The following is a 23,558-nucleotide window of genomic DNA, read 5'->3' as shown; positions in this document are numbered from 1 at the left end:
AAAATGAAACATATATATAGCATTTTAGTCTTATTGTTGGTCATTGGCTGCACAAAAGATTTTGAAGAAATTAATACAAATACAAATGACCCTGTTACGGTGCAACCAAGTCTATTGTTAAGACAGGTTATCTATGATTTTGGTGAACAAATGTCATATGAAGGTTTTACTGCAGGTAACCTATTAGGACAATATAGTACCGCTCTAGACTTTAACTTATTTGACCGTCATGATTTAAAATCTCCGCAGCTTGGTGGAAACCCATGGCCTATATTCTATCAAAACTTAAGGGATAATGAAATCATATTGAAATTGTCTCAAGAGAATACTGCGTATACCGTTTACGAAGGGCCGGCAAGAATTATGAAAGCGTATATGGCAGCTGGTTTAACAGATTTATTCGGTGATGTCCCGTATTCAGAAGCATTTCAAGGAGATACAGAAACTGTTACTCCGTCCTATGACACACAGGAGTCAATTTATATGAATGAAGAAGGAATATTTGACAATCTTGATAAAGGAATTTTAGCCATTCAGAATTATTCAGGTACCATAGCTTTAGAGGGAGACATTCTCTTTAATGGTGATTTAGACGGATGGATACGATTTGCAAATTCGTTGAAAATTAAATATCTAATGCGAGTTTCCGATAAGGTTGAAGTGGCACCGCAATTACAAACCTTGGTTGCCGAAGGAAATTTTATAGATGAAAACAGTGAAAATGCCATTTTCAACTTTACCGATGGCGAACCAAATAGTTTTAGGTTGGCACAACTTAGGGTCGGCGATTTTAACAACTATGTACTTTCTGAAACTATGAATGAAATTTTGACCGATTTAAATGACCCACGTATTTCTCAATTATACCAACCTTTTGCCAATAGTACAGATGGCGGTTATAACGGACTATTAAATGGAATCGATGCATCAGCGGGAGTATCGTTAGCTGATTACTCTTTATTGGGTACTATTTTCAGAGATAATACAGGGCTTTTAGATGCCAATTTTATGACCAGCATGGAAACTCACTTTCTATTAGCTGAAGCTGCACAACAAGGGCTTATTTCCGCCGACACGGAACCCCTTTACAACACAGGAGTAACCCAAGCATTTGAATATTGGCAAGTAGCACTTCCTGATGATTATCTAACAGCTGATGCTGCGTTGACCAACGGGGATCCTTTAGAAAATATCATCACACAAAAATGGATCGCAAATTCCATAAACGGCTATGAAGGTTGGATAGAGTATAGAAGAACTGGTTTTCCGCAATTGAAAACAATTTCAGCTAGTTTGAACAATGATTTGATTCCCATACGCATGCCTTACCCTTCTGAGGAAGAAGCTTTAAATAATGCCAATTATACCGAAGCTTTAAATAACACGGAAGGCAATAGTATAAATGTTGCAGTTTGGTGGGATGAGTAAAGGAGTTAGGAGTTAGGAGTTAGGAGTTAGGAGTTAGGAGTTAGGAGTTAGGAGTTAGGAGTTAGGAATAAAAATAAATTTATGACTGAAGTACAAATTTGGCAATGGGGATTAGTAATAGCATCTAGTTTGATGCTGTTCTTTCTTTCCCCATGGGCAAAAGATACCAATCAGTTTTTTAAGGCTGTCCAAAAAAAGAAAGCGCCCAATGCATTTATGTTAATGGGCAGTTTGATCATTTCTTGGATATTCGCCAAGAGTATAACCAATGCGGCAAATTTAGGGTTGGACTTTGGTATAGTAGGTGGCGTTGCCTATGCGGGTTATTACCTGTCATTTGCTGTAGCAGGTATCGTCATCTATAAAATGAGACTGCATGGTAAATACACCAGTATACATCATTTCTTATCCTCAAAATTTGGCAAAACTGCGGTAACCGTTTTTTCAATTCTAATTGCATTTCGGTTGTTCAATGAAGTCTGGAGCAATACCATGGTCATTGGATCTTATTTTGGCGATATGGGATCTACTGCATATTACTGGTCCATTTTAATATTTACCGGACTCACATTATCGTATGTTCTAAAAGGTGGTATGAGCAGCTCAATTTTTACCGATGTTGTCCAAATGGGATTATTTTCTGTTCTTTTAGCGGTAATATTGTTCACTATTTTCGGAAATGACAATGCAATAGATACTACAGAAGTACTTAATTCTGGGGTTTGGTCTTTTGAAACCGGACTAAATTTATTGTTTGCTGCCTTGTTACAATCTTTCAGTTATCCCTTTCATGATCCCGTATTAACAGACAGAGGGTTTATCAGTAGTCCCAAGGTTACATTAAAGAGTTTTTTATGGGCAAGTATTCTTGGTGCTATTTGTATCATTCTCTTTAGCATCATTGGTGTTTATGCACAATCACAAGGCATGCAAGGTCAGGCAGCGGTACAGGTAGGCAAGGCTTTTGGCACCGTTATTCTATTGGTCATCAATTTTATAATGATTACCTCCGCAGCATCTACCTTAGATTCTACCTTTTCATCGTTTTCTAAACTATTGGCACTGGACCTAAATCTCGGTCATACGGTAAAATTTGGTCGTTGGTCCATGGTAGCGGTTGCAGTAGTTGGTACAATTCCTGTTTTTTTAGATGCCGAAATTCTATCGGCAACGACCATTAGTGGAACTATGGTCATCGGTTTAACTCCCGTTTTCCTTTTTTGGAAAGACAATGCATCAAAAATGAGCTTTCACTTGAGTGTTTTTATAGGATTACTTTTTGGTTTCCTTTTAATATTTAACTGGTTTCCGTCTAACTTAATATTTACAACAGGCAAATATGCCTCGTTACTTTGGATTAATTTTTGGGGCATATTATGTTGCCTAATCGTTTATATGATACCTACATGGATAAAGAAATAAAACATATGGGCAATAAAGCCGGAAAGTTGTTACTTTTTGGAGGTGTGTACAGCAACCTACAGGCATTGGAAAAATTAATCCAGATTGCTGACGAGGCAGGTATCCCACCTGAAAATTGTATAAGTACAGGAGACTTAACTGGCTATTGTGCCCAACCTGAAGAAACCGTACAGCTATTTAAAAAATGGGGTGCGGTTAGCATTGCCGGTAATGTAGAATTACAGTTGGCAAATGATAGCGAAGACTGTGGGTGCGATTTTAAAAGCGGAAGCCGTTGCGACGATTTTTCAAAAATGTGGTTTCCATATACTAAAGGTCGTTTATCCAAAGAATCTTTAGATTCTATGAAAAACATTCCTGAATACATAAGCTTTGATTATGGCAATAAGAAAGTAACAGTAGTCCATGGAAACTATGGTAACACTTCAGAATTCATATTTAAATCTAACGCCACTGAAAGTAAAGAACGTTGTTTTAAAGAGACTAAAAGTAATATCATTATTGCGGGGCATTGTGGCTTGCCATTTCATCAAATCATAAAAGAAAAGGTGTGGCTTAATCCTGGAGTTATTGGTATGCCGGCAAATGATGGCACACCTAGGGTCTGGTATATGATGTTAGATATTATAAATGGTGAAGTAATTTATACTCATCATTCTTTTGAATACGATGCCGAAACCGCACAAAAATTAATGTACAAAAACCATTTACCCGAAGCATACGGCGATACGCTTACCTCTGGTATTTGGGACAATATGGAAATACTTCCTGAACTGGAAAAAATGGGTCAGGGAATTCCGATTTATTTTAATCATGAACAAAAAAATACAATACAAACTAAAACTCAGAAAAAAATGGCTAATACATACTACGACCCAGCAGATTTAAGAAAATTCGGGAAAATTACAGAGTGGAGCGAAGAGCTAGGCACTAAATTTTTTGACTATTATGGTAAGGTTTTCGAAGAAGGCGCACTAAGTGCTAGGGAAAAGTCGCTTATTGCCTTAGCAGTTTCCCATGTAGTTAAATGCCCTTACTGTATTGATGCCTATACCAAAGATGGCTTACAGAAAGGAATAACAAAAGAAGAAATGATGGAGGCTGTCCATGTAGGTGCTGCAATTGAAGGTGGCGCAACATTGGTGCATGGTGTACAGATGATGAATAAATATAATAAATTGTCCATGTAAATTTCGTTGTTGGTTATTGGTTGATGGTTGTTCGTAGCAGCCTTCTTCAATAATCAATACAATGAAATTAAAGCTGGTTTAAAAAATATTGCAAATGGAATATTCATTATGAATATCCATGTAAAAAAAAGAAATTAAATGTTGTGAAGTTAGAGTTTAATGCATTTGTACAAAATGCGAACAACGAACAACGAACAACGAACAACGAACAACTAAAAAATGGCTACAAAATCATTAAAAGCAAAAGGAAACGATTTAGCAGTTTCCAACAAGCAGTTAGAAATATTGAACGGAGGCATATTTGCTGATGGCGAGCTTCCATACTTTAAAGACAAAATAGCCAAAATAGGCCATTTTCCTTTACGCCCAAAAAAACTTGAAATTCTACAGATCAATGTAGGTTACATGTGTAATCAGGTTTGTGAACATTGCCACGTAGATGCTGGCCCCGATCGTAAAGAGATTATGACCCGTGAAACTATGCAGCAATGTATTGAGGTAATCAAAAATACAGGCGCACATACATTGGATTTAACGGGTGGTGCACCAGAAATGAACCCCGATTTTAGATGGTTTGTAGAAGAGGCAGCAAAAGCCGGAATTAAAGATTTTATTGTTCGTTCAAACCTGACTATCATCCGTGCCAATAAGAAATACTACGATTTACCAGATTTCTTTAAAAAGCATAATGTACATGTTATCTCTTCAATGCCGCACTATACCCGTGGCAAAACTGATAAGCAAAGAGGGGACGGAGTTTTTGACAAATCGATTAAAGCATTACAAGAATTAAACGAAAGAGGCTATGGTATGCCAGGCAGCGATTTACGATTGGATTTAGTATATAATCCATCAGGAGCGTATTTACCGGGAGATCAGGCTGCGATGGAGAAGGATTTCAAAAAAGCCTTGAAAGAAGATTTTGATATTCAATTCCATAACCTTTTCGCCATTACCAATCTGCCAATTGCCCGCTTCTTGGACTACTTGATAGCATCGGAGAATTACGAAGATTACATGTATGCATTAGTGGAAGCTTACAATCCGTCTGCAGTAGCAAATGTAATGTGCACCAATACAATTTCCATTAGTTGGGATGGTTGGTTGTATGATTGTGATTTTAACCAAATGCTAGATTTAAAAGTAGCCAGCAAAGTAAAACATATTAAAGATTATAATGAGGACTTATTGAACGACCGAAACATCATTATATCTCAACATTGTTATGGCTGTACGGCAGGTGCCGGTAGTAGTTGCCAGGGTACCGTTGCATAACTAAATTTATAGATGGTTAATGAACCGTTCAGTGTATGCACTGAGCGGTTTTTTCTGGTAAAACAACTACAATTTCATAAAACGGAACCAACCAAGCGGTCTGCAAAACAATTCTAAAGTGTTGTTTTTCAACAACAAAAGATGTGTTCATCGAAAAACTATGCATCTTATCTATAAATTTTGAAGCAATATACAAATTGGGAGTTCTATAAAAAGACCACATGGTCAGTTTTACCCAAATCTCAATATTATGAACAAGAGTTTAAAACGCATGGCTACCATGCAACGTATGCAGACCACAGGATTAGAGTTGTTTTATGCCCAAGGTTATTATAATACCAGCGTAGACGATATTTTAAAAAGACTTGACCTGTCTAAAGGCGCATTCTATTATCATTTTGAGTCTAAAGAGGACTTCTTTGTTCAAATTATACAGAATTTATTGGCTCGTAAGGTATACAGCATGTTAATTGAACCGATTGAAGGTCACGATAATCCTCTAACCTTAATTACCAAATGTTTTGACGATGCTATGGAAACCGCTGTTCATAACGAAATGGACTATGGATTTATTCTTAGCAACTTCTTATCTGAATTTAACGGTAAGAACGATGTGATCATGAAGCATTTAAATGAAATTGTAACGGTTTGGGAGGTAAACTTGGTAACCACTTTACAGAAAGGAAAATTTAATGGATACCTCGATAGACATGTTGATTGTGAAGCTGCAGCTACATTTTTGATGAGTTCATATTTCGGAGTACGAACATTAATGACCAGTTCTGCACCAGCTGCTAAAAAATATCGATTCATGTCTCAATTAAAACAATATTTTAAAAGTATTGAAGCCAAAGTAATTACTTCTTAAACTTCGTCATTTAAAATTTCACTTATTTTTTGAATGATGGTTTCGGGGTGGATAGTTTCCATGACTTTATCATAACCTTCTGGATATTTGTTACCATAAATGGACGTTGGTATAGCAGGATATTTTTTTCTGTCGGATAAAAGAGCATTACCCACTGGCTGATTAAAAGGTGCAAAACCAGCATACGGATGCGTTACACCCCAAATAGTTACGGTTGGCACTGCATACATGGCCGCCAAATGTGCATTTCCGCTATCCATGGCGAGCATCAAATTCAAGTTTGAAATTAAACTAAGTTCTTGTGAAAACGATAACTTACCCGCAGCATTGACACAATTAGCAAATTGCTTTTCCCAACTTGTTAAAACCTCCACTTCTTTATCGCCACCTCCAAATAGTACAATTTTATACTGTTCGGTACTAACCAGTTGCGAAACCACTTTTTGCATTAAGTGCAAAGGATACATTTTTCCCTGAAAAGCGGCAAAAGGTGCAATACCTATCAATTGCTGATTATGATCACGAACTAAATCTTCAAAACTTTTGGGTGCAGATTTTTTAGCCAAACTCACCATTTCACTTTTAAGAATGGGAAAGCCAAGTAAACCAAATACTTCAGCATATCTATCAAAAGTGGTTTTTAGAGGCTTAAAAACAGTCCTATTGCCATCAATTAACGCTTTCTTTTCTGCCCTACCCTTATCAAGTTGTACAAAGGGAATAAATGACAGTCTAAAAAACTGCTTCAAAATTGTACTTCGTAGTACATTATGAATATCCGCTACAGCATCAATATTTAATGCTCTTAGTTCTTTGTACAGCTTCCAAAGACCCAAAACGCCTTTATGCTTACCTTTTACATCCGCAATAAAAATAGAAACATTAGGTATATCATGGAAAATGGGAGCAGTAAAAGCTTTTGTTAACACAGTGATTTTTACATCGGGGTATTTTTTAACGATACCTGCGATCACTGGAATGGACATGGCAACATCTCCCATTGCAGAGAGTCTTATGACCAATATATGTTTAGAACTATTTATTGCCACGAAGGATGGGGTTTAGTTCCTCATCATTATACATTTTCATTTGCTTATACACCTTCATATACTTGGTACCACTTTCAATATCAAAAAGTAACTGGTCTATCGCCTGTGAAAGATCATTTTTTTGTTCCAATAAAACTTCCAACTTCGTTTGACACTTTTCTCTATGTGCCAAAGTTGCATCTGCCCTCGTAGCTTCTTCTTTCATATGATAGATCTTTAATGCCAAAATCGATAACCTATCAATAGCCCAAGCAGGGCTCTCGGTATTAATAGTGGCGCTTGGCTTAACATCAACCGATTGGTATTTATTTAGAAAATAACTATCGATAAATTCAACCAAGTCGGTTCTATCTTGATTACTAGCATCAATTTTTCGCTTTAAGACCAAAGCATCATCAGGATTAATATCCGGATTTCTAATAATATCTTCATAGTGCCACTGTACAGTATCGATCCAATTTTTTCGATATAATAAATGTTCTATATCCTCTTTAGCATAAGGATTTTCAAAACTTTGGTACACATCATCCTTTACATGATATTTTTCAATACTGTCATTAAAAATTTTAAACGCGAATTCGCTAAACATAAGAGCCTTTTTTACAAAGATAAAGTTTATAGCGGTAACCTATAATTTTACCAAGTAGACAATTATAGGAACTATGATACTAGTTATAACTACCAGTTCTAAAAACTTAGGTTTTTTAATAGATTGAAGATAATTTACGATGAAAACTACTGAAGGAAAAAAGGTGATTATCACTGCATTGTTATTATCTGAAGTAACCAAAATATTGACTACAAGCCCAATAATAAAAGAAAATGCGGTTAACCTCATTACTATAACCTTACCAACCCCAGATTTACTTAAGTGAATAAAAGCAGAAAAAGCCATGGCCATATTTAAAACGGCATAAAGTGTCATTTTTAAGCTTGTCCACCATTGAATGGGAAATATTGCGTCGTAATCAATTGCGAAATCGTAATGTTCTTGAATAAAGTTGGGCTTATCAAGAAGTAATAAAATACCGTATAGAATCGTAAAATAACAGAAGCCAACAGATAAAATTACCAACCAGTTTCTGATATTTTTTGGGTCATAAATAAAAATAGCTGCAAACACCAACAGCAAGTATAGCAACGCCCATTCATAAAAAACACTTGCAATGCAGATCCAAAGTCCGGCATCAAAAATTTTTAGCTTAATGTTTTTTAAAGATTTTATACTCAATAAACGTCTCATGGCCAAAAGGAGAAAAAAACTGGTTAAAATAGCCTTATTATCCACCAAAGTTTCAGGAAACACCACAAAAAGCAACGTAAAAAACAATATTGCATAAGAATTTGTGCCCGTGAGTTTATTACGTTTTACAATAAAGTCAACAACAAAAACGCTAAAAAGAACAACAGATAAAATTCCAATTGAAGGCACAATATTGACTTCACTTATTTCAAAATCAAATAAGTAAAATTGAACCGACCAGTAAAATAGAAACAAAAAAACCAGAAGAATTATGAAATTCACCGGTTTTGTTTTCTCAAAAATGCTTGAAATCATCTAAGCTTTTTATATTTTTGCTGGTAAATATAGTAATAAGATGAAATCATTTTTTGAAGGTATCGCGGATTTGTTCGTAAATGTATTGTTTGCGCCGTTGGATTTTTTGCGTTTTACTGATAGTTGGGCACTAGCAAATATTCTTAACTGGATATTTATGCTAATTGGTTCAGTAGCATTTGTATATTGGATGCTTGAATTGAAAAAGTATAATGAGAAAGGTGAAGAAGACAAGTCAAGTACTTCTCACTCGTATTTATAAGTTTATATTTATTACATCGGATTATCGCATTACCGAAAATCCGATGTAATAGTATTATCTAAAGATCGAATCCAAGATCTTTTCTATAATTCATTCCTTCAAAGGAAATCTTCTCTACATTTTCGTACGATTTAGACAGTGCCGTTTTAAAATCACTACCAAAAGAAGTAATTGCCATTACCCTACCACCATTAGTTACTACCTTACCTTCTTTAAGCGTAGTACCAGCGTGAAACACTAAAGAATCTTTAATAGATTCAATTCCGGTAATTTCTTTTCCTTTTTCATAAGATCCAGGATAACCACCAGAAACCGTCATAACCGTTGTAGCGGTTCTTTCATCTAATTGCAATTCTATTTCAGCCAGTTTCTGATCGGCAACAGCTTGTAGCAAATCGACCAAATCGTTTTGAATACGTGGCAATACCACTTCTGTCTCAGGATCGCCCATTCTAACATTGTATTCAATAACCTTAGGGTCATCTCCAACTTTTATGAGTCCTATGAAGATAAAACCCTTGTACGGCATATTATCCATTTTAAGCCCCTCTACAGTAGGTTTTACAATTCGCTGCTCTATCTTATCCATAAAAGCTTTACTAGCGAAAGGAACAGGGGATATTGCGCCCATACCGCCTGTATTAAGACCGGTATCGCCTTCACCTATTCTTTTGTAATCTTTTGCAGTAGGTAACACTTTATACGAATCGCCATCTGTAAGTACAAAAACACTTAACTCAATTCCGTCTAGAAATTCTTCTATTACCACGGTAGCACTAGCAGAACCAAACTTTTTGTCGACCAACATAGACTTAAGTTCATTTTTGGCATCATCAAGATCATTTAAAATAACTACACCTTTACCAGCGGCAAGTCCGTCGGCTTTTAAAACATAAGGCGGATTAAGTTGTTCTAAAAATTTGAATCCTTCTTCAACTGTTTCTGAAGTAAAACTTTTATACTGAGCGGTAGGTATTTGATGTCTCATCATAAATTCCTTCGCAAACTCTTTACTTCCTTCAAGAGTCGCTGCCAATTTTTCTGGACCGATAACGGCTATATTCTTTATTTCAGCATCCGCTAAAAAGAAGTCATGGATTCCATTTACCAAAGGATCCTCTGGACCGACAACGACCAATTGAATGTTTTCTTTTAAAACCAATTTTTTGATTTCTTGAAAATCATTCACACCAATTGGTACATTCGTTGCAATATTATCAGTACCGGCATTTCCCGGTGCAACAAATAGTTTAGAAAGTTTTTTACTCTGAGCCAATTTCCAAGCAAAAGTATGCTCACGACCACCTGATCCTAGAATTAAAATATTCATTTTATCAATTTTTGCAAAATTACCTTTTGCATTTATTTAATCTTATTTAGTTGAGAAATCTCTATGTTCTTTCTTCTGTAGCTCTTCTGTGGACAAGGATTTGAAATAATCGTATACGATTTTTAATCCTTCCCCCCTACGTACTTTTGGCTCCCATCCTAAAATTTCTTTTGCTTTTGTAATATCTGGCTGACGTTGGGTAGGATCATCTTGCGGTAGCGGTTTATAAATTACCTTTTGCTTTGTTCCTGTCAATGCAATAATCTCCTCAGCGAATTCCTTAATAGTGGTCTCATGTGGATTTCCAATATTAATAGGGTCAGTGTAATCGCTAAATAATAATCGGTATATTCCTTCAACTTGATCATCAATATAACAAAAAGATCTACTCTGAGAACCATTGCCAAAAACAGTTAAATCTTCTCCTCTTAGAGCCTGACCCATAAACGCCGGAACAACCCTACCATCGTTTAAACGCATTCTAGACCCGTAGGTATTAAATATACGAACGATACGAGTATCAAGTCCGTGATGTTTATGATAAGCCATTGTAATAGACTCCATAAAGCGTTTTGCTTCGTCATATACACCACGAGGACCTATAGGGTTAACGTTACCAAAATATTCCTCATTTTGAGGGTGTACCAATGGATCACCATATACTTCAGAGGTAGAAGCTACCAAAATTCTAGCGCCCTTTTCTTTTGCTAAACCCAACAAGTTTAATGTACCTAAAGATCCAACTTTCAAAGTTTTAATAGGAATTTTTAAATAATCTATGGGACTTGCAGGTGAAGCAAAGTGAAGTATATAGTCTAATTTTCCGGATACGTGAACAAACTTAGTAACATCATGATGATGAAATTCAAAATTAGAAAGCGGGAATAAATGCGAGATATTATTTAGGTCACCAGTAATCAAATTATCCATCCCAATGACATGGAAACCTTCAGCAATAAAACGATCACATAAGTGAGAACCTAAAAAGCCAGCAGCACCTGTTATTAATATTTTTTTCATAATTAATTCTAGTAGGCTTTTTCTTCTCCCTTTAAGGCATTTACTATTGTTTCAAGGATAATTTTTAAATCTAAGAAAAAGGACCAGTTTTCAACATAAAAAATATCAAATTTTATTCTGTTTTGAATATCACTATCTCTTTCGATTTCGCCTCTATAACCTCGTACTTGAGCCAACCCAGTTATACCAGGCTTTACAAAATGTCTAAGCATATATTTGTCTACTCTATTGGCGTATTCATCTGTATGCTTCAACATATGGGGCCTAGGACCTACCACTGACATATTTCCGAAGAGAACATTATAGAATTGAGGTAATTCATCAATACTAGTCTTTCGAATAAAACGACCTATTCTAGTTACCCTCATGTCATTTTTACCTGCCTGTTGAAAATCAGAATTTTCGTTTACCGCCATTGACCTAAATTTAAAGCACTGAAACTCATTATTATCAAATCCTGTACGTTTTTGAATAAAAAAAACGGGTCCTCTAGATTCCAAGGATATAAGTAAAGCCAATAAAGGTCCTAGCCAAATAAGTATACCAAATATTACAAAAAGAGAAAAAAGAATATCAAAAATTCTTTTAAATATTGCATTGAGAGAATTATGCAACGGTATATTTCTTAATGATAAAATAGGCAAGTAATCATAATATTCAAATCTCAATTTTTTAGAAAAGATATTCTTGTTATCAGGTAAAAACTTAAGCGTTTTCAAATTATTATCTGCAAAATTAATGAACGCTGATAATTCTTCATTCTTCAATTCAGAAACAGAACAATAAATTTCGTCTATATTGTTATTAGCTATAAATTGAAAACTTTTCAAAAGTTCAAAATCACGGTCCTTAGGACCAAATTGTGCTACAAAATTGAACCCAAATTCTCTCCTTTCCTTAAATACCTCAATAAGTTGATTAGACTTCTTACTTCTACCAATAACAACAACATTTCTAAGATTCCCATTTACTCTTTCTCTATATTTATGTAAAAGGAAAAAATTTAATATCTTTAAAAAACTTATCCCAATAAACACTAGAATGAAGTATTGACCTAATGCCAAACGGCTCATTAAAGGTTGTTTAAAAAACCCTATAAAAGCATAAAGGATTAAAAAAAAGAAAACGAATTGTGTAAATAATTTTCTAAAAAGAACCACCGCTTTTGAATACCTGTGTATAACATAAAAATCATTTTTAAATGAAAGTACTACCCAAGTAAAAGAAATATAAAAATGAAATAAATAAGGATTTTGGAAATTTATAGGTAAAAAGTTCGCACACAAATTTATTACCAATAAATCCAAAATATAGGATAAAGGTGTAATGAAGCCAGAAAATCTACCTTGTTTGAAAATCACGTATTATTTTTGACTGATTTTATATTTTAAAAAATCAAAAATAAATAAACAAATTGACTGAGGATAATTAAAAAAATATCTTTTAAATAATTTAGGTTCGTCAATGATTCGATATACCCATCTTAAATTGAAATTATCAAAAAATTTTGGATAATAATTTATTTCAACCGTGGTTTGATGGATGAATCCACCGCAGGTATAGCCATCACCCATCCACCCCATTTGCTTGAGGTCAACAAGAAACTTTTCTTGATATGGTGTACCCATACCAACCACTACAACATTAGGGTTTATTTTAATAATATTCATTAAAGCTTTTTCTCTTTCGCTTTCGCTATTAAAATAACCATTCCTATGCCCAATTATATTTAATCTTGGAAAGCTATTCGATAAAATCTTCACAAACTTATTAATTGCAACTTCTTTAGAACCAATAATGTAAACTGTTTTGTCTTTTGAAATACATTCATCAAAAACCTTTGGAGCAATAGATGTCATATCAAAACTTTTTCTGTCTGTTTTAATCCCAGCTAACCGTAATAAATACACAAGGACAATACCGTCAATATAAATAGTTTCAAATGAACTAAATAAGGTCAAGTTTTTTCTAAAGAATAAATAACTATAAGGGTTTAAAAAGGTTGTAATGTTAGCTTTTCTTCCTGGCTCAAATCTGATTTTTGAAAATAAAAGATCTATACTAGATTTCATAAGGTTCCCAAATAATTATATCGTATTACAATTAGCACTACTACTCTCTAAATACCAAAGAAGACTTAAAAAAAAGGAAAAGAACATAAATCCATGATGCCTAACCAGCAACGACTCTATAATAAAAACATAAAACAATATAAGATTAAACGAAATGGTAAGCCAATTAAATTTTGAATTTAATCTTATTGAATTAAAAAGTAGGATCCCCAACAAGGACAATAATAGAAAAAGATATACAAATCCACCGCCAATCAATATTTCAAAATATTGATTGTGTGCATTATATGCCTCTTTACGTTCCCAAGAGTTAATATCTCTTGCATCCTGCATTGCTCGCATTTCCACTCCAATTCCATGACCCAGAATAGGCTTCTCAAGTATAATACCTATATTCGTTTTATAATTACGTAATCGCGATCCGTCACCATCAAGTTTTTGAAAAATGCTTTGGGTATTGTTAAATGACATTAAGAATAACAAAACTAATGGAAAAACTAGAGCTAGGATGGAAAATTTAGCAAAATATAGTGGAAACAATACTTTTACACCAAAAAGAATATTAATCAATATAAAAACAAGAAAACCACTTACCGCACCTGTTACAAAAAGCAAGAGACCAACCAGCGGCAAACAAAGCAAATACACCCTTATAGTTAATACCTTTTCTTGTAAAAAGTATAACAATATCACATAAGCCATGTTCAGATATAAAGCATAATAAATTTTTTGGATGTCTATAATGGAATAAGATTCCCAAGAATTAAAAAGTGAGAAATCATCTAACATCAATTGGCCAACAATATTTGTAATATTTACCAACCCTACAACTAAAACTCCTAATAAAAACGAAAATAAAATATAATTAATATTTATTTTTCTAAAACTATTTTTAGAAAAAATCAAATAAAACAAAATACATAGACCTATTATTGAATAGCTTTTGTCATCAAATCCATCTCCAATTATTACCATATTAATTGTTGAATATAAAATCAGAATGAATAAAATTTTAATGTAATTTGATTTTATAGCCAGGCTTATACTTATATCAATATTTAAAAAAGATGTGATAATTAGAAAAATAAAAGCCTTACTACTCCAATGTGGTTCAAAACACAAGGAAAACGAAAATAAACATGTAGCGAAATACAAAAGTTTATCCTTTTGAAATAGTGTTTTATACAAATTCATTTAAATAGCTATATTATTGGTGTGATTTGGCTTTTTAAGGACCAAGAAAAACACTAGTCCTAAAACAAAATAGATACTATTAAATGAAGAAACAGACAAACCATTTATTGTACCAATCGTAATAACTACCAACGCATTTTTATAACTATAGTTAGAAATAATCAACATTTTAAAGACTATATACATCATTGCTAATAACCCTAAAACTCCGTGATCAAAAATCACTCTTAATATATATGAGTGAAAAATTACAGAATAGCAACTACCGTCTTCACTATAACTAAATAAACTTTGATAATACCCCAACTTACCACAAGCGTAATCCGAAAGAGGTGTTATTCGTTCTGCTCCTAAGATAAAATCCATAAAAGACCATTCCTTTACCTCTCTAACAAATACCATTAAAAACTTAAACCTATCAATATTTTCTATATTAAACTCACCTCCCATACGTTGTTTAAAAACACCTAGCGATATTAACACCAAACTTATAATGCCAGGTATTATAATATGTGCCTTTTTATAAAAGAATTGATAATTAACAACCACTAAAAGAAAGACTAATATTAAAAGGGCCGATTTTGAACCGGATAAAACAAAAATTAATGCTAATAAAAATTGTTCCCAATAATTCGCCTTCTTAACTAGAATATAATTTAGATAGAAAAGAAGCGATAAAAACATTAATTCATAGTTGTTCTCATAAAAAAGAACGGGTCTGGCATTTTTAAACACAAAAGCACTGATCAAATATTTAATAAAAAATGTCCATAGCAAAAACTTATAAAGTTTTCTAAATGTATTCTCTTCAAGTATTTTTTTCCCTACTAAAAAAGCAAGAAATAATACGTAAATAAAAAATTTATAAACTAATAGAAAATCTAATACATGGTTTTTTTTAATAATTACAGCATAAACAAAACTACCTAAAACATAGATTAATGAAGCTAAAAAAATTGGAATAATTTTTTTATTAAGCCTAACACTGTTAAAAAAAAACAATGCTAATAAAAAGATTTCAAAAACCTGATTATATACTCTTAATGGTGTAAACACAATTAATGCAGATACCGCAATGATATATAACGCCAGAAATAGTTTTTTACTTAACATTTATATTACCTCTGTTATTGACTTAAAGAAAGCCAATCTGTCTTTTTCAATATTGTCTACATGCACATATTTCTCAACTTCATCTTTGGTAATTTTGAAGCTATTACATTTGTTAAGAAATGTTTTTATAGCATCGGTCGAAGCTAAAATACCTTCACGACTATTTGGTAGTTTTAAAACCCATTCTGGATATCCCTTTTGTTCAAAAGCAGTATCTCTATATGGTAAAATAACCGGCTTACTACATGCTAAATATTCACGTACTTTTAAAGGACATGCTTCATTCATATTATTTCTATAAAAGGCCAAAGAAGCAATGGTTGCTGAAGCTTTCTCAATTAACCCTAAATATTCTCTTTTATTAAGATACCCATGTAATTTAACATTCTTCGGAGCATAAGGAAAATCACTTTCTTCCACACCCACAATATCAAAGTCAACCTCATTTAGCTGTTCCGCCAATTCTATAAGAATATCTACCCCATGCCAAGGCATTCCGGGAGAGCCAATAAAGAATATGCTATGTTTTATTTTATTCTTTAGGATATTTATGTTATAGTTATAAATATTAATCGAGTTAGGAAATACACCTTTAGGAATTTTATCAAATGAATTCGAAATATCATATGTTACTGATGCCAATCCAGATACCTTTTTTAATAAATGTCTATTGGTAGTTAAAAAATAAATATATCTAAAAAAATATTTTAAACTCTGTGTCGCTTGAAGCCTATATTCAGAACCCATGTCTGTATTTACTTCAAGGACTAGTTTAAATTTTTTACCTAAGTTCTTGAGAAATGGTTGATATAATGTGCTTCTTGTATAAACAACGTCAGGTGCAAATTTTTCCACATTATTTAATACAACTGTGTAAATATTCTGCAATCCAAACCAATCACGGCACAATTCTATTGGAAAGAAACCCAATTTTCTAACTTTATAAAATTCGACTACATTTTTAGCGACCAATGGTGCTAATGAAGATTTTTGCAAATCAAAATCAGAATGTTGGGTTATTAAATAAACAATTACTTCATTCCCAAGTTTTTCCCATGCTTCTACTTGCGAAGTAACTTTATTTAAAACACCATCGTATTTGGCTACATCTATCGGTAGTATATATGCTATTTTCACATCTTAGAGCTTAATTTCTCAATAATTTTATCGGCAGCATCTCCATTACCGTAAAGCATCTGATTGTCAAATACGACATCTTTTAGTGAATATTCAACCTCAATCAGTAAAGTGTCAAAATTCTTAATAAGTTTATTATATCCATGTTGTACTAGTTCTATCCACTCTGTTTCATCACGAAGTGTTATACAAGGCACCTTATGAAAGTAAGCTTCTTTTTGTACTCCACCAGAGTCGGTAATTATGAGTTTAGCATGTTTCTCCAACATCACCATATCAATATACCCTAAAGGATCTACAAATACTATATTGGAAGCTAACACATTAAATTTCAGATTCTCTAAAGCAGCCTTGGTTCTTGGATGTAAAGGCAGTATTAACCTATGCTTTGTTGCAACTTTCTCTAGGTTTTTAAAAATGTCACTTAACCTATTAAGGTCGTCAGTATTCTCAGCTCTATGAATTGTGCATAACACAAAATCCTTAGAAATTAGTTCATATTCGTTTAAAATAGAACTTTTTAATTCCGCAAAGTCACCATAATATAATGCCGCGTCATACATGACATCCCCTACTAAATTAATTCTTTTCTCTTCAACACCTTCAGCAGAAAGATTTTTATTGGCCGTTTCGGTAGGTGTGAACAAAACATCGGATACACCATCGGTTAATATCCTATTAATCTCCTCTGGCATTCTTTTGTTAAAAGACCGTAACCCAGCTTCAACGTGTGCAATAGGAATATGGAGTTTACAGGCTGCTAGAGCTCCTGCCAAAGTCGAATTCGTATCCCCATAAACGAGCACCAAATCAGGATTTTCCTTTAATAAAACTTCTTCAATACCAATTAGCATTTTTCCTGTTTGATTACCGTGATTTCCACCACCGATACCTAAATGATAATCTGGCTCAGGTATTCCCATTTCCTTGAAGAAGACATCAGACATATTACTATCGAAGTGTTGCCCCGTATGTACTATTATTTCAGTTATATTATCGTTATTAGCTATTACTCTTGAAACGGTCGCAGCCTTAATAAATTGAGGGCGTGCTCCGATAATTGTTAATATTTTCATTGGTTTTTTTTTATAATTTTTGCAGGGACACCTGCTATTGTAATATTGTTTTCCTCAAAACTTTTTGTAACTACAGAACCAGCTCCAACAATTACATTATCACCTAATTTAACCCCGGGCAGGATGACTGAATTCATACCAATCCAACATTTTTTTCCAATGGTAATGTCATTACCAGAAGAATGTTCTTCTAAATTATTTAAATCATGATTTGCCGTAATTAAACCCACGTTTGGGGCGATATAAGTTCCTTGTCCCAAAATAATCTTCGCAGAAAAATTTTGGAAGTAACAACCGGGAGATTGAAAATTGTTGACATCCTCTAAATTAAATATAATATTCTCCCAATTAGAAATCATTGAAGTATGACAGATTGGCCAAGGGACAGATCTGTTAAAGCCTAAAATTTTCTGTCTCCAAATACCTTTTGCAACCCAAATCCATCCAATATTATCTTTGTCCCTATGAAAATATTTGCCTTTTAAATACCTTTTTTTAAAAAATAAAGGAGCTATTATCCTAACAAAGAAGATGACGACTTTTTTCAATAATATTTATTTATAGGGTTATTTGTTGTAAATACCATTTGGCAATATAAGAGTTGATGTTTGTATCTACTTCATCACCTTGAATCTTTAGTGGTTTTTTCATCAAATCAAATTTATTAAAATCACTAGCAAGTTTTTTTCTTAATTTTTCTTTTATCTTATTTGGAAGCATTTTTTTTAATAAATCTTTAATCTCACTTTTTTCTTTCAGGTATTCAACCGACAATGGATTAAAATAATCTTCAAAAATTAATTTTAAATATAATTTTGTTCTGTGCTTGTATTCAACTGGAAGTGTTTTAAAATATTCTTGTATTTCACGGTCCCAGAAAATCAGATAATGTTCAAAACCAAAGAATTCATATATTCGAACTGAATTAACAATAAACTTCGCTTGGCGTTCTTTAAGGTTCCAGTTTTCATCCACTGCATATTCAAATTTACAGGATATCTGTTTTAAATAATCATTATTTTCTTGCGAAAATTGAACAGGTTTATTTAAGTTATAATGTTTATCAAATATTCTCCTAATAGTATTTTCCCTATTATCATTCTTAATATCTGTGAGAGATAAATGGCTGCCTGCTAAAAAATCTGCCGAATGACCTGGTAATATTATACAATTATTGGGAACTAATTCCTTTTCCTTTAATTGTTTTACTGCGAAATAATCCTGTAACAAAAAAACGGACGAATGGTTCGAGGCATATTTATAATAAGATTGAAAATCAGGATCTGTCAAATAGTCATGAGGAATCGTATTCTCATTATACTCTATAAAGAGCCACTTGTAATTTAGACTTTCAGCAACCTTTTTACTTATAATCACTTCATGACTATTAGTAGCTCCATAAGTATAACATATTACATTTTCAACACCTCGTTTTTTCAACATACATACAATTAAACGAGAATCATACCCTCCACTAAGAGGAACCAAAATAGGTTTGCCATCGACAAAATTTAACATTCTATCCAAAGCGTTCTCCAATACCGTCGCCAATTTTTTTTTATAAACGCCGTAATCTTCTTCTAAATTTATTTCATGAGTCAAGTAATCAGTGTAATATTCCTTTCGTAATAACCCTTTGCTTAACGAATATTGAATAAACTCACCAGCCTGAAGTTGAAACAAGCCAGTTAACAATGTATGGTCTTTGGTTACATATCCCGTAGCCAAAAACTCATGCTCCGCTGTTTTGTCAAATGACAAGCAATGTGTTTTTTGAAGGTAGTCTGACGAATCCGACACAAAAAAAGAGTTGTCTTTTTCTAAATAAAATAAAGGAAATGTTCTTATTGAATCAACCGCCATGAAAACATCATTCTTAGTTTTTATAATTACGGCAAAGTTTCCTCTTTGTTCTAAAATTTTATTTTTAAATGTGTCTAAGTCCTTAATATTTTCACAATATGTCAAAAAATCATCATCTCTTAATATACGGTTCTCGGAATCAAAAAGAAATCCCAAAACATAAATGTTTTGGTTGACACTCCATTTAAAACTATTCTGGTCAGTTAATAAAATATTTACGTCCATTTAAGTACTATACTTTTTTGTTTAAATACAACTGATATGATACCTACCCATTTTTAGGTATTGCCCATAACTAGAGAATCAGCGCTATTTGACCTCCATCTATAATATAAAATTATATACTAAATCACTCTAAATTGACATTGATTGTTGTAACTTTTTTTGAATAAAATAATATCATCCAAGATAGAAAGATATTAAAGATTACACTAACTATAACAAAGTTGACGATACAAGAAAAACCATCGAGTCCGAAAATATAACTTAAAATAATTGCCAGAACTCTAAACAATAGCAGAAAAATTTCTCTAAAAAAGTTTTCCTTTTGTTTCTCTATAATATCAAAAATTACAGAAAGTGGGGAATTACCTATTAACATGAAATACCAAGGACATAATAATTGAACATACTTATAAGTCGCACTCCAATTATCTCCTAAAAACACAGGGATTATATATGGAGAAAGAACAAATAAAAAGAAAAAAATAAAAGCAGACCCTGTATGAGAATATGCCATTATCTTTTTTGTTACATTATAGAATCTATCTCTTGAATTTTGAAAGGTTTTTGCCAGCTTGTTTATATACACAGACCTTAAAGAAGCAACTATAAAAGACACAGGAATTGCTACAATTTTAATTGCCATACTGTATTCCCCAGCAATGTCCTTACCGTAAAACTCCAAGAGTAAAATTATGGGTAGAGCACTTGATATAGCATTCATTAACATATTAGGCATTGAGAAATAAATAAATCTTTGATACCTTTCAAAGACACTTTTTATCTCCCTCAACTTTAACCGTAAAAAGTCAACTTTATAAAATTTAAACAGCAATAACGCTATTATACCATAAGAAATAGTATTTCCTATAATTAAACTTAAATCATTTGTTTTAGATAAATTATATGCGATATAAGTTGATATCCCGTAAGCTAACGAACTTAGTATTTTTGTAAAGGATAATAGTTTGAAGTTTCCTAATAGAGAAATACGTGTTTCATACACAAACATTACAGTTCTAGAAAAAATAGCTATGGGAAATAGAAAACTAATTAAATATCCATCGACTTTAAAAATAAAGAGACTTAGATCTAGATTGAGCATATCTGATAGCAATAAACCTATCAGAATAAATAAACTTATACATAAGGCACACCATAAAACAACTCTAAGTATTTTATCGACTTCTATTTGCTTCTTTGGAACAGCCATTGCCGAGGTTAGTCCCATAGATGCAACTACAAATACAATGTTTAGAATTGACAAAAAATTACCTTGAATTGCATAAGCATCTTGCGCAAAAATTCTGGAAAAAAGAGGTATATATAATAAATTAAGGAGTTGTGACGCCACAACTCCCATTCCCATTTTAAAAGAATTTTTTACAAAATCTGATCCAACTATTTTTTTATACTTTATCTGAAGTTTTTTCAATATTAACTATTATTTTAAAAACCCATGATATTCTCCCTTCAAACCAACCGGTTTTGTATTTCGAATATTATGTACTATCCCTATAGCTGTTCTAGCAGCATCTACACCGTATCCTTTACCTGCTAGTATATCTTTATACACCATAGTATGAAGATCGGTAAAACCACCACTAAACTCCAATTCTTCGCCATTAATAGTTATGGACCTAAAAGTAGTTTGGCCTTTCTCTCTTATGTCTTTGGGCAAATAATCTGAATTTATGGAAAGAAACCATTTTACCCTTGCATTCTCAAACTCTAAATAGCCTGCTGCCCGGTCGTTTTCATGTACATGAACAATATTTTCTTGAACATCACCAAAAATCCATGAAAGCATATCGTAAAAATGCACACCTATATTGGTTGCAATCCCTCCAGACTTAGATTTATCTCCCTTCCATGAGGTGTGATACCAGTGTCCACGTGAAGTAAGATATGTTAGATCAACTTCAAATTTTGTATCTTTTTTTGCATTCTGTACTTTTTCACGTAATGCTATAATGCTTGGATGAACACGTAATTGAAGTATATTAAAAATTTTCTTACCTGTTTTCTCTTCAACATGTTGTAATTTATCTATGTTCCACGGATTTAAAACCAGTGGCTTTTCACAAATTGCATCGGCCCCACTTCGAAGCGCAAAACGGATATGAGCATCATGTAAATAATTTGGGGAACAAATACTTACAAAATCAAGATAAGTATCTTTCTCATATTTTAATTTTTCGATATGGCGATCAAAACGTTCGAATTCGACGAAAAAATCTGCATTAGGAAAATAAGAGTCGATAACCCCTACACTATCTCCTTTGTCAAAAGCGGTAAGTAAATTGTTTCCTGTATCCTTAATGGCTTTCATATGCCTAGGAGCTATATAGCCAGCTGCTCCTATCAGTGCAAAGTTTTTCATTTATAAGTTTTTAATCAAATTTGTAGTTATATATTCTATTTCCTGATCGGATAAATATGGATTCATGGGCAAACTCATTACCTCATTTGCACAGATCTCACTTATTGGAAAATCACCAATTTTATATCCTAAATAAGCAAAACACTCTTGCAGGTGCATAGGAATTGGATAATGAACAGCAGTGGGTATTCCGACTTCTTTTAAGCTACTTTGAAGGGCTGTTCTATCTTTTACCCTTATAGTATATTGTGCCCAGACAGATGTTCTACCTTTTTCTATCTCAGGCGTTATTAGGTGATCCGCTAACAACGCTGTGTATTTCTTAGCTACATTTTGCCTTCTTTTAATATCTTCATCATAATAAGGGAGCTTTACGTTTAAAACAGCAGCTTGCAGATTGTCTAATCTACCCCCCATTCCTATGTACTTGTGAGTGTAACGCTTAACTTGACCATGAACCCGCATAGCCTTCATTTTTTCATACAAATCTTTATCATTGGTGAACAATGCACCTCCGTCACCGAAACAGCCTAATGGCTTAGCGGGGAAAAAGCTTGTACAGGAAACAGTGGACATCGAGCAGCTAAGCTGCCCATTATACTGAGCACCAAAACTTTGAGCGGCATCTTCTATTACAAATAAATTATGTTTACTTGCTATCTCATTAATAGTATTCATATCAGCCATTTGACCATAAAGAGAAACAGGCAAAATAGCTTTTGTTCTATCGGTAATAGCAGCTTCTATTTTGGATGGGTCAATATTGAATGTTTTCTCATCAATGTCAACGAAAACAGGTTTAGCGCCTAAACAAGCAATTGTCTCTGCAGTAGCTATAAAAGTAAATGGGGTTGTAATAACCTCATCTCCACTTCGTATACCAAGAGCCATCATTGCTAATAAAAGAGCATCTGTACCAGAAGAAACCCCTAAAGCAAAATCACTTTTTACATAATTTTTTAAAGAAGCTTCAAAATCTTCAGTATCCTTACCTAATATATAGCGTGCAGACGACATAACATCGAACACTGCATTTTCAAATTCACTACTATGCTCTTGATACGCTTTAGTTAAATTGGCAAAATCAATTTTCATA

At 33.1% G+C, this 23,558-nt stretch carries 22 protein-coding genes and 1 pseudogene; 7 read left to right on the top strand and 16 right to left on the bottom strand.

Annotated elements, in window-relative coordinates; translation table 11 throughout:
* The first annotated feature begins 3 nt into the window (after window positions 1–3).
* From DCS95_RS15220 to DCS95_RS15190, 6 genes and pseudogenes are all read left to right on the top strand, one after another.
* On the top strand, window positions 4–1,428 hold the full coding sequence (locus tag DCS95_RS15220; RefSeq protein ID WP_116771623.1) for a SusD/RagB family nutrient-binding outer membrane lipoprotein: 1,425 nt from the start codon (window positions 4–6) through the stop codon (window positions 1,426–1,428).
* A gap of 81 nt (window positions 1,429–1,509) precedes the next feature.
* Window positions 1,510–2,850 carry an SLC5/6 family protein gene (locus DCS95_RS15215; protein ID WP_116771622.1) on the top strand — a complete coding sequence of 447 codons (1,341 nt, stop codon included), beginning with the start codon at window positions 1,510–1,512 and terminating at the stop codon, window positions 2,848–2,850.
* Window positions 2,805–3,464, top strand: a pseudogene (locus tag DCS95_RS15210) (metallophosphoesterase family protein); the annotation flags it as partial. The gene DCS95_RS15215 and the pseudogene DCS95_RS15210, both read left to right, overlap by 46 nt.
* Window positions 3,465–3,704: 240 nt before the next feature.
* Complete coding sequence (locus DCS95_RS15205) at window positions 3,705–4,040, top strand: arsenosugar biosynthesis-associated peroxidase-like protein (protein ID WP_082642972.1); 336 nt, start codon at window positions 3,705–3,707, stop codon at window positions 4,038–4,040.
* 219 nt (window positions 4,041–4,259) lie between these two features.
* Window positions 4,260–5,315, top strand: coding sequence for an arsenosugar biosynthesis radical SAM (seleno)protein ArsS (gene arsS / locus DCS95_RS15200; RefSeq protein WP_116771621.1), 1,056 nt, complete (start codon window positions 4,260–4,262; stop codon window positions 5,313–5,315).
* A 250-nt stretch (window positions 5,316–5,565) separates the two neighbouring features.
* Window positions 5,566–6,183, top strand: a complete 618-nt coding sequence (locus tag DCS95_RS15190) for a TetR/AcrR family transcriptional regulator (RefSeq protein ID WP_116771619.1) — start codon at window positions 5,566–5,568, stop codon at window positions 6,181–6,183.
* On the opposite strand, the gene DCS95_RS15185 is transcribed toward DCS95_RS15190, so the two are convergent.
* Genes DCS95_RS15185 through DCS95_RS15175 form a run of 3 tightly spaced genes read right to left on the bottom strand, consistent with a single transcriptional unit; the run spans window position 6,180 to window position 8,790 of the window.
* Complete coding sequence (locus DCS95_RS15185; RefSeq protein ID WP_341865197.1) at window positions 6,180–7,232, bottom strand: glycosyltransferase family 9 protein; 1,053 nt, start codon at window positions 7,230–7,232, stop codon at window positions 6,180–6,182. The two genes, DCS95_RS15190 and DCS95_RS15185, sit on opposite strands and share 4 nt — an antisense overlap.
* Entirely contained in the window at window positions 7,219–7,821 is a 603-nt protein-coding gene (locus tag DCS95_RS15180; RefSeq protein ID WP_116771617.1) for a DUF4254 domain-containing protein, read from the bottom strand. Before DCS95_RS15180 ends, DCS95_RS15185 begins: the two co-directional genes overlap by 14 nt.
* 39 nt (window positions 7,822–7,860) lie before the next feature.
* Window positions 7,861–8,790: a DUF6427 family protein gene (locus DCS95_RS15175; RefSeq protein ID WP_116771616.1), complete on the bottom strand. Its 930-nt coding sequence runs from the start codon at window positions 8,788–8,790 to the stop codon at window positions 7,861–7,863.
* Between the two features lie 40 nt (window positions 8,791–8,830).
* Here DCS95_RS15175 and DCS95_RS15170 point away from each other — a divergent pair, with 40 nt between their 5' ends.
* On the top strand, window positions 8,831–9,052 hold the full coding sequence (locus tag DCS95_RS15170) for a DUF6341 family protein (RefSeq protein ID WP_058104550.1): 222 nt from the start codon (window positions 8,831–8,833) through the stop codon (window positions 9,050–9,052).
* Between the two features lie 58 nt (window positions 9,053–9,110).
* On the opposite strand, the gene purD is transcribed toward DCS95_RS15170, so the two are convergent.
* The 13 genes from purD to DCS95_RS15105 all read right to left on the bottom strand — a co-directional run bounded on the left by purD (window position 9,111) and on the right by DCS95_RS15105 (window position 23,557).
* A complete protein-coding gene (gene purD / locus DCS95_RS15165) occupies window positions 9,111–10,382 on the bottom strand; it encodes a phosphoribosylamine--glycine ligase (protein ID WP_116771615.1) in 1,272 nt (423 codons plus the stop codon).
* 42 nt (window positions 10,383–10,424) lie between these two features.
* Window positions 10,425–11,402: a UDP-glucuronic acid decarboxylase family protein gene (locus DCS95_RS15160; protein WP_116771614.1), complete on the bottom strand. Its 978-nt coding sequence runs from the start codon at window positions 11,400–11,402 to the stop codon at window positions 10,425–10,427.
* 8 nt (window positions 11,403–11,410) lie between these two features.
* Window positions 11,411–12,763, bottom strand: coding sequence for an exopolysaccharide biosynthesis polyprenyl glycosylphosphotransferase (locus tag DCS95_RS15155; protein WP_116771613.1), 1,353 nt, complete (start codon window positions 12,761–12,763; stop codon window positions 11,411–11,413).
* A gap of 3 nt (window positions 12,764–12,766) precedes the next feature.
* Window positions 12,767–13,474 (bottom strand): WecB/TagA/CpsF family glycosyltransferase, encoded by a 708-nt coding sequence (locus DCS95_RS15150; RefSeq protein WP_116771612.1) that lies wholly within the window; start codon window positions 13,472–13,474, stop codon window positions 12,767–12,769.
* 15 nt (window positions 13,475–13,489) lie between these two features.
* The gene (locus DCS95_RS15145; RefSeq protein ID WP_164674210.1) at window positions 13,490–14,449 is read right to left on the bottom strand and encodes an O-antigen ligase family protein; all 960 of its coding nucleotides are present in this window, start codon (window positions 14,447–14,449) and stop codon (window positions 13,490–13,492) included.
* 219 nt (window positions 14,450–14,668) lie between these two features.
* Window positions 14,669–15,781 (bottom strand): hypothetical protein, encoded by a 1,113-nt coding sequence (locus DCS95_RS15140; protein ID WP_116771610.1) that lies wholly within the window; start codon window positions 15,779–15,781, stop codon window positions 14,669–14,671.
* A complete protein-coding gene (locus DCS95_RS15135; RefSeq protein ID WP_116771609.1) occupies window positions 15,782–16,918 on the bottom strand; it encodes a glycosyltransferase family protein in 1,137 nt (378 codons plus the stop codon).
* Window positions 16,915–17,994, bottom strand: coding sequence for a non-hydrolyzing UDP-N-acetylglucosamine 2-epimerase (wecB, locus tag DCS95_RS15130; protein ID WP_116771608.1), 1,080 nt, complete (start codon window positions 17,992–17,994; stop codon window positions 16,915–16,917). Before wecB ends, DCS95_RS15135 begins: the two co-directional genes overlap by 4 nt.
* The gene (locus tag DCS95_RS15125; protein WP_244178467.1) at window positions 17,991–18,542 is read right to left on the bottom strand and encodes a DapH/DapD/GlmU-related protein; all 552 of its coding nucleotides are present in this window, start codon (window positions 18,540–18,542) and stop codon (window positions 17,991–17,993) included. The genes wecB and DCS95_RS15125 overlap by 4 nt, the downstream gene beginning before the upstream one ends.
* Window positions 18,543–18,552: 10 nt before the next feature.
* A complete protein-coding gene (locus tag DCS95_RS15120) occupies window positions 18,553–20,082 on the bottom strand; it encodes an asparagine synthase C-terminal domain-containing protein (RefSeq protein WP_116771607.1) in 1,530 nt (509 codons plus the stop codon).
* Between the two features lie 124 nt (window positions 20,083–20,206).
* Complete coding sequence (locus DCS95_RS15115; protein ID WP_116771606.1) at window positions 20,207–21,514, bottom strand: oligosaccharide flippase family protein; 1,308 nt, start codon at window positions 21,512–21,514, stop codon at window positions 20,207–20,209.
* 9 nt (window positions 21,515–21,523) lie between these two features.
* Complete coding sequence (locus tag DCS95_RS15110) at window positions 21,524–22,462, bottom strand: Gfo/Idh/MocA family protein (protein WP_116771605.1); 939 nt, start codon at window positions 22,460–22,462, stop codon at window positions 21,524–21,526.
* Window positions 22,463–23,557, bottom strand: a complete 1,095-nt coding sequence (locus tag DCS95_RS15105; protein ID WP_116771604.1) for a DegT/DnrJ/EryC1/StrS family aminotransferase — start codon at window positions 23,555–23,557, stop codon at window positions 22,463–22,465.
* Window position 23,558: the final 1 nt, after the last annotated feature.

It is taken from the genome of Maribacter litoralis (assembly GCF_003075045.1).
In the GTDB taxonomy this organism is placed as follows: Bacteria; Bacteroidota; Bacteroidia; order Flavobacteriales; family Flavobacteriaceae; genus Maribacter; species Maribacter litoralis.
This window is presented reverse-complemented; position numbering and strand designations above follow the sequence as displayed.

What these genes read in the sequence shown, in the direction of transcription:
- DCS95_RS15220 (WP_116771623.1), top strand. Translation starts at nt 4, where the DNA reads ATGAAACATATATATAGCATTTTAGTCTTATTGTTGGTCATTGGCTGC.
- DCS95_RS15215 (WP_116771622.1), top strand. Translation starts at nt 1,510, where the DNA reads ATGACTGAAGTACAAATTTGGCAATGGGGATTAGTAATAGCATCTAGT.
- DCS95_RS15205 (WP_082642972.1), top strand. Translation starts at nt 3,705, where the DNA reads ATGGCTAATACATACTACGACCCAGCAGATTTAAGAAAATTCGGGAAA.
- arsS (WP_116771621.1), top strand. Translation starts at nt 4,260, where the DNA reads ATGGCTACAAAATCATTAAAAGCAAAAGGAAACGATTTAGCAGTTTCC.
- DCS95_RS15190 (WP_116771619.1), top strand. Translation starts at nt 5,566, where the DNA reads ATGAACAAGAGTTTAAAACGCATGGCTACCATGCAACGTATGCAGACC.
- DCS95_RS15180 (WP_116771617.1), bottom strand. Translation starts at nt 7,821, where the DNA reads ATGTTTAGCGAATTCGCGTTTAAAATTTTTAATGACAGTATTGAAAAA.
- DCS95_RS15175 (WP_116771616.1), bottom strand. Translation starts at nt 8,790, where the DNA reads ATGATTTCAAGCATTTTTGAGAAAACAAAACCGGTGAATTTCATAATT.
- DCS95_RS15170 (WP_058104550.1), top strand. Translation starts at nt 8,831, where the DNA reads ATGAAATCATTTTTTGAAGGTATCGCGGATTTGTTCGTAAATGTATTG.
- purD (WP_116771615.1), bottom strand. Translation starts at nt 10,382, where the DNA reads ATGAATATTTTAATTCTAGGATCAGGTGGTCGTGAGCATACTTTTGCT.
- DCS95_RS15160 (WP_116771614.1), bottom strand. Translation starts at nt 11,402, where the DNA reads ATGAAAAAAATATTAATAACAGGTGCTGCTGGCTTTTTAGGTTCTCAC.
- DCS95_RS15150 (WP_116771612.1), bottom strand. Translation starts at nt 13,474, where the DNA reads ATGAAATCTAGTATAGATCTTTTATTTTCAAAAATCAGATTTGAGCCA.
- DCS95_RS15145 (WP_164674210.1), bottom strand. Translation starts at nt 14,449, where the DNA reads ATGGTAATAATTGGAGATGGATTTGATGACAAAAGCTATTCAATAATA.
- DCS95_RS15140 (WP_116771610.1), bottom strand. Translation starts at nt 15,781, where the DNA reads ATGTTAAGTAAAAAACTATTTCTGGCGTTATATATCATTGCGGTATCT.
- wecB (WP_116771608.1), bottom strand. Translation starts at nt 17,994, where the DNA reads ATGAAAATATTAACAATTATCGGAGCACGCCCTCAATTTATTAAGGCT.
- DCS95_RS15120 (WP_116771607.1), bottom strand. Translation starts at nt 20,082, where the DNA reads ATGGACGTAAATATTTTATTAACTGACCAGAATAGTTTTAAATGGAGT.
- DCS95_RS15110 (WP_116771605.1), bottom strand. Translation starts at nt 22,462, where the DNA reads ATGAAAAACTTTGCACTGATAGGAGCAGCTGGCTATATAGCTCCTAGG.
- DCS95_RS15105 (WP_116771604.1), bottom strand. Translation starts at nt 23,557, where the DNA reads ATGAAAATTGATTTTGCCAATTTAACTAAAGCGTATCAAGAGCATAGT.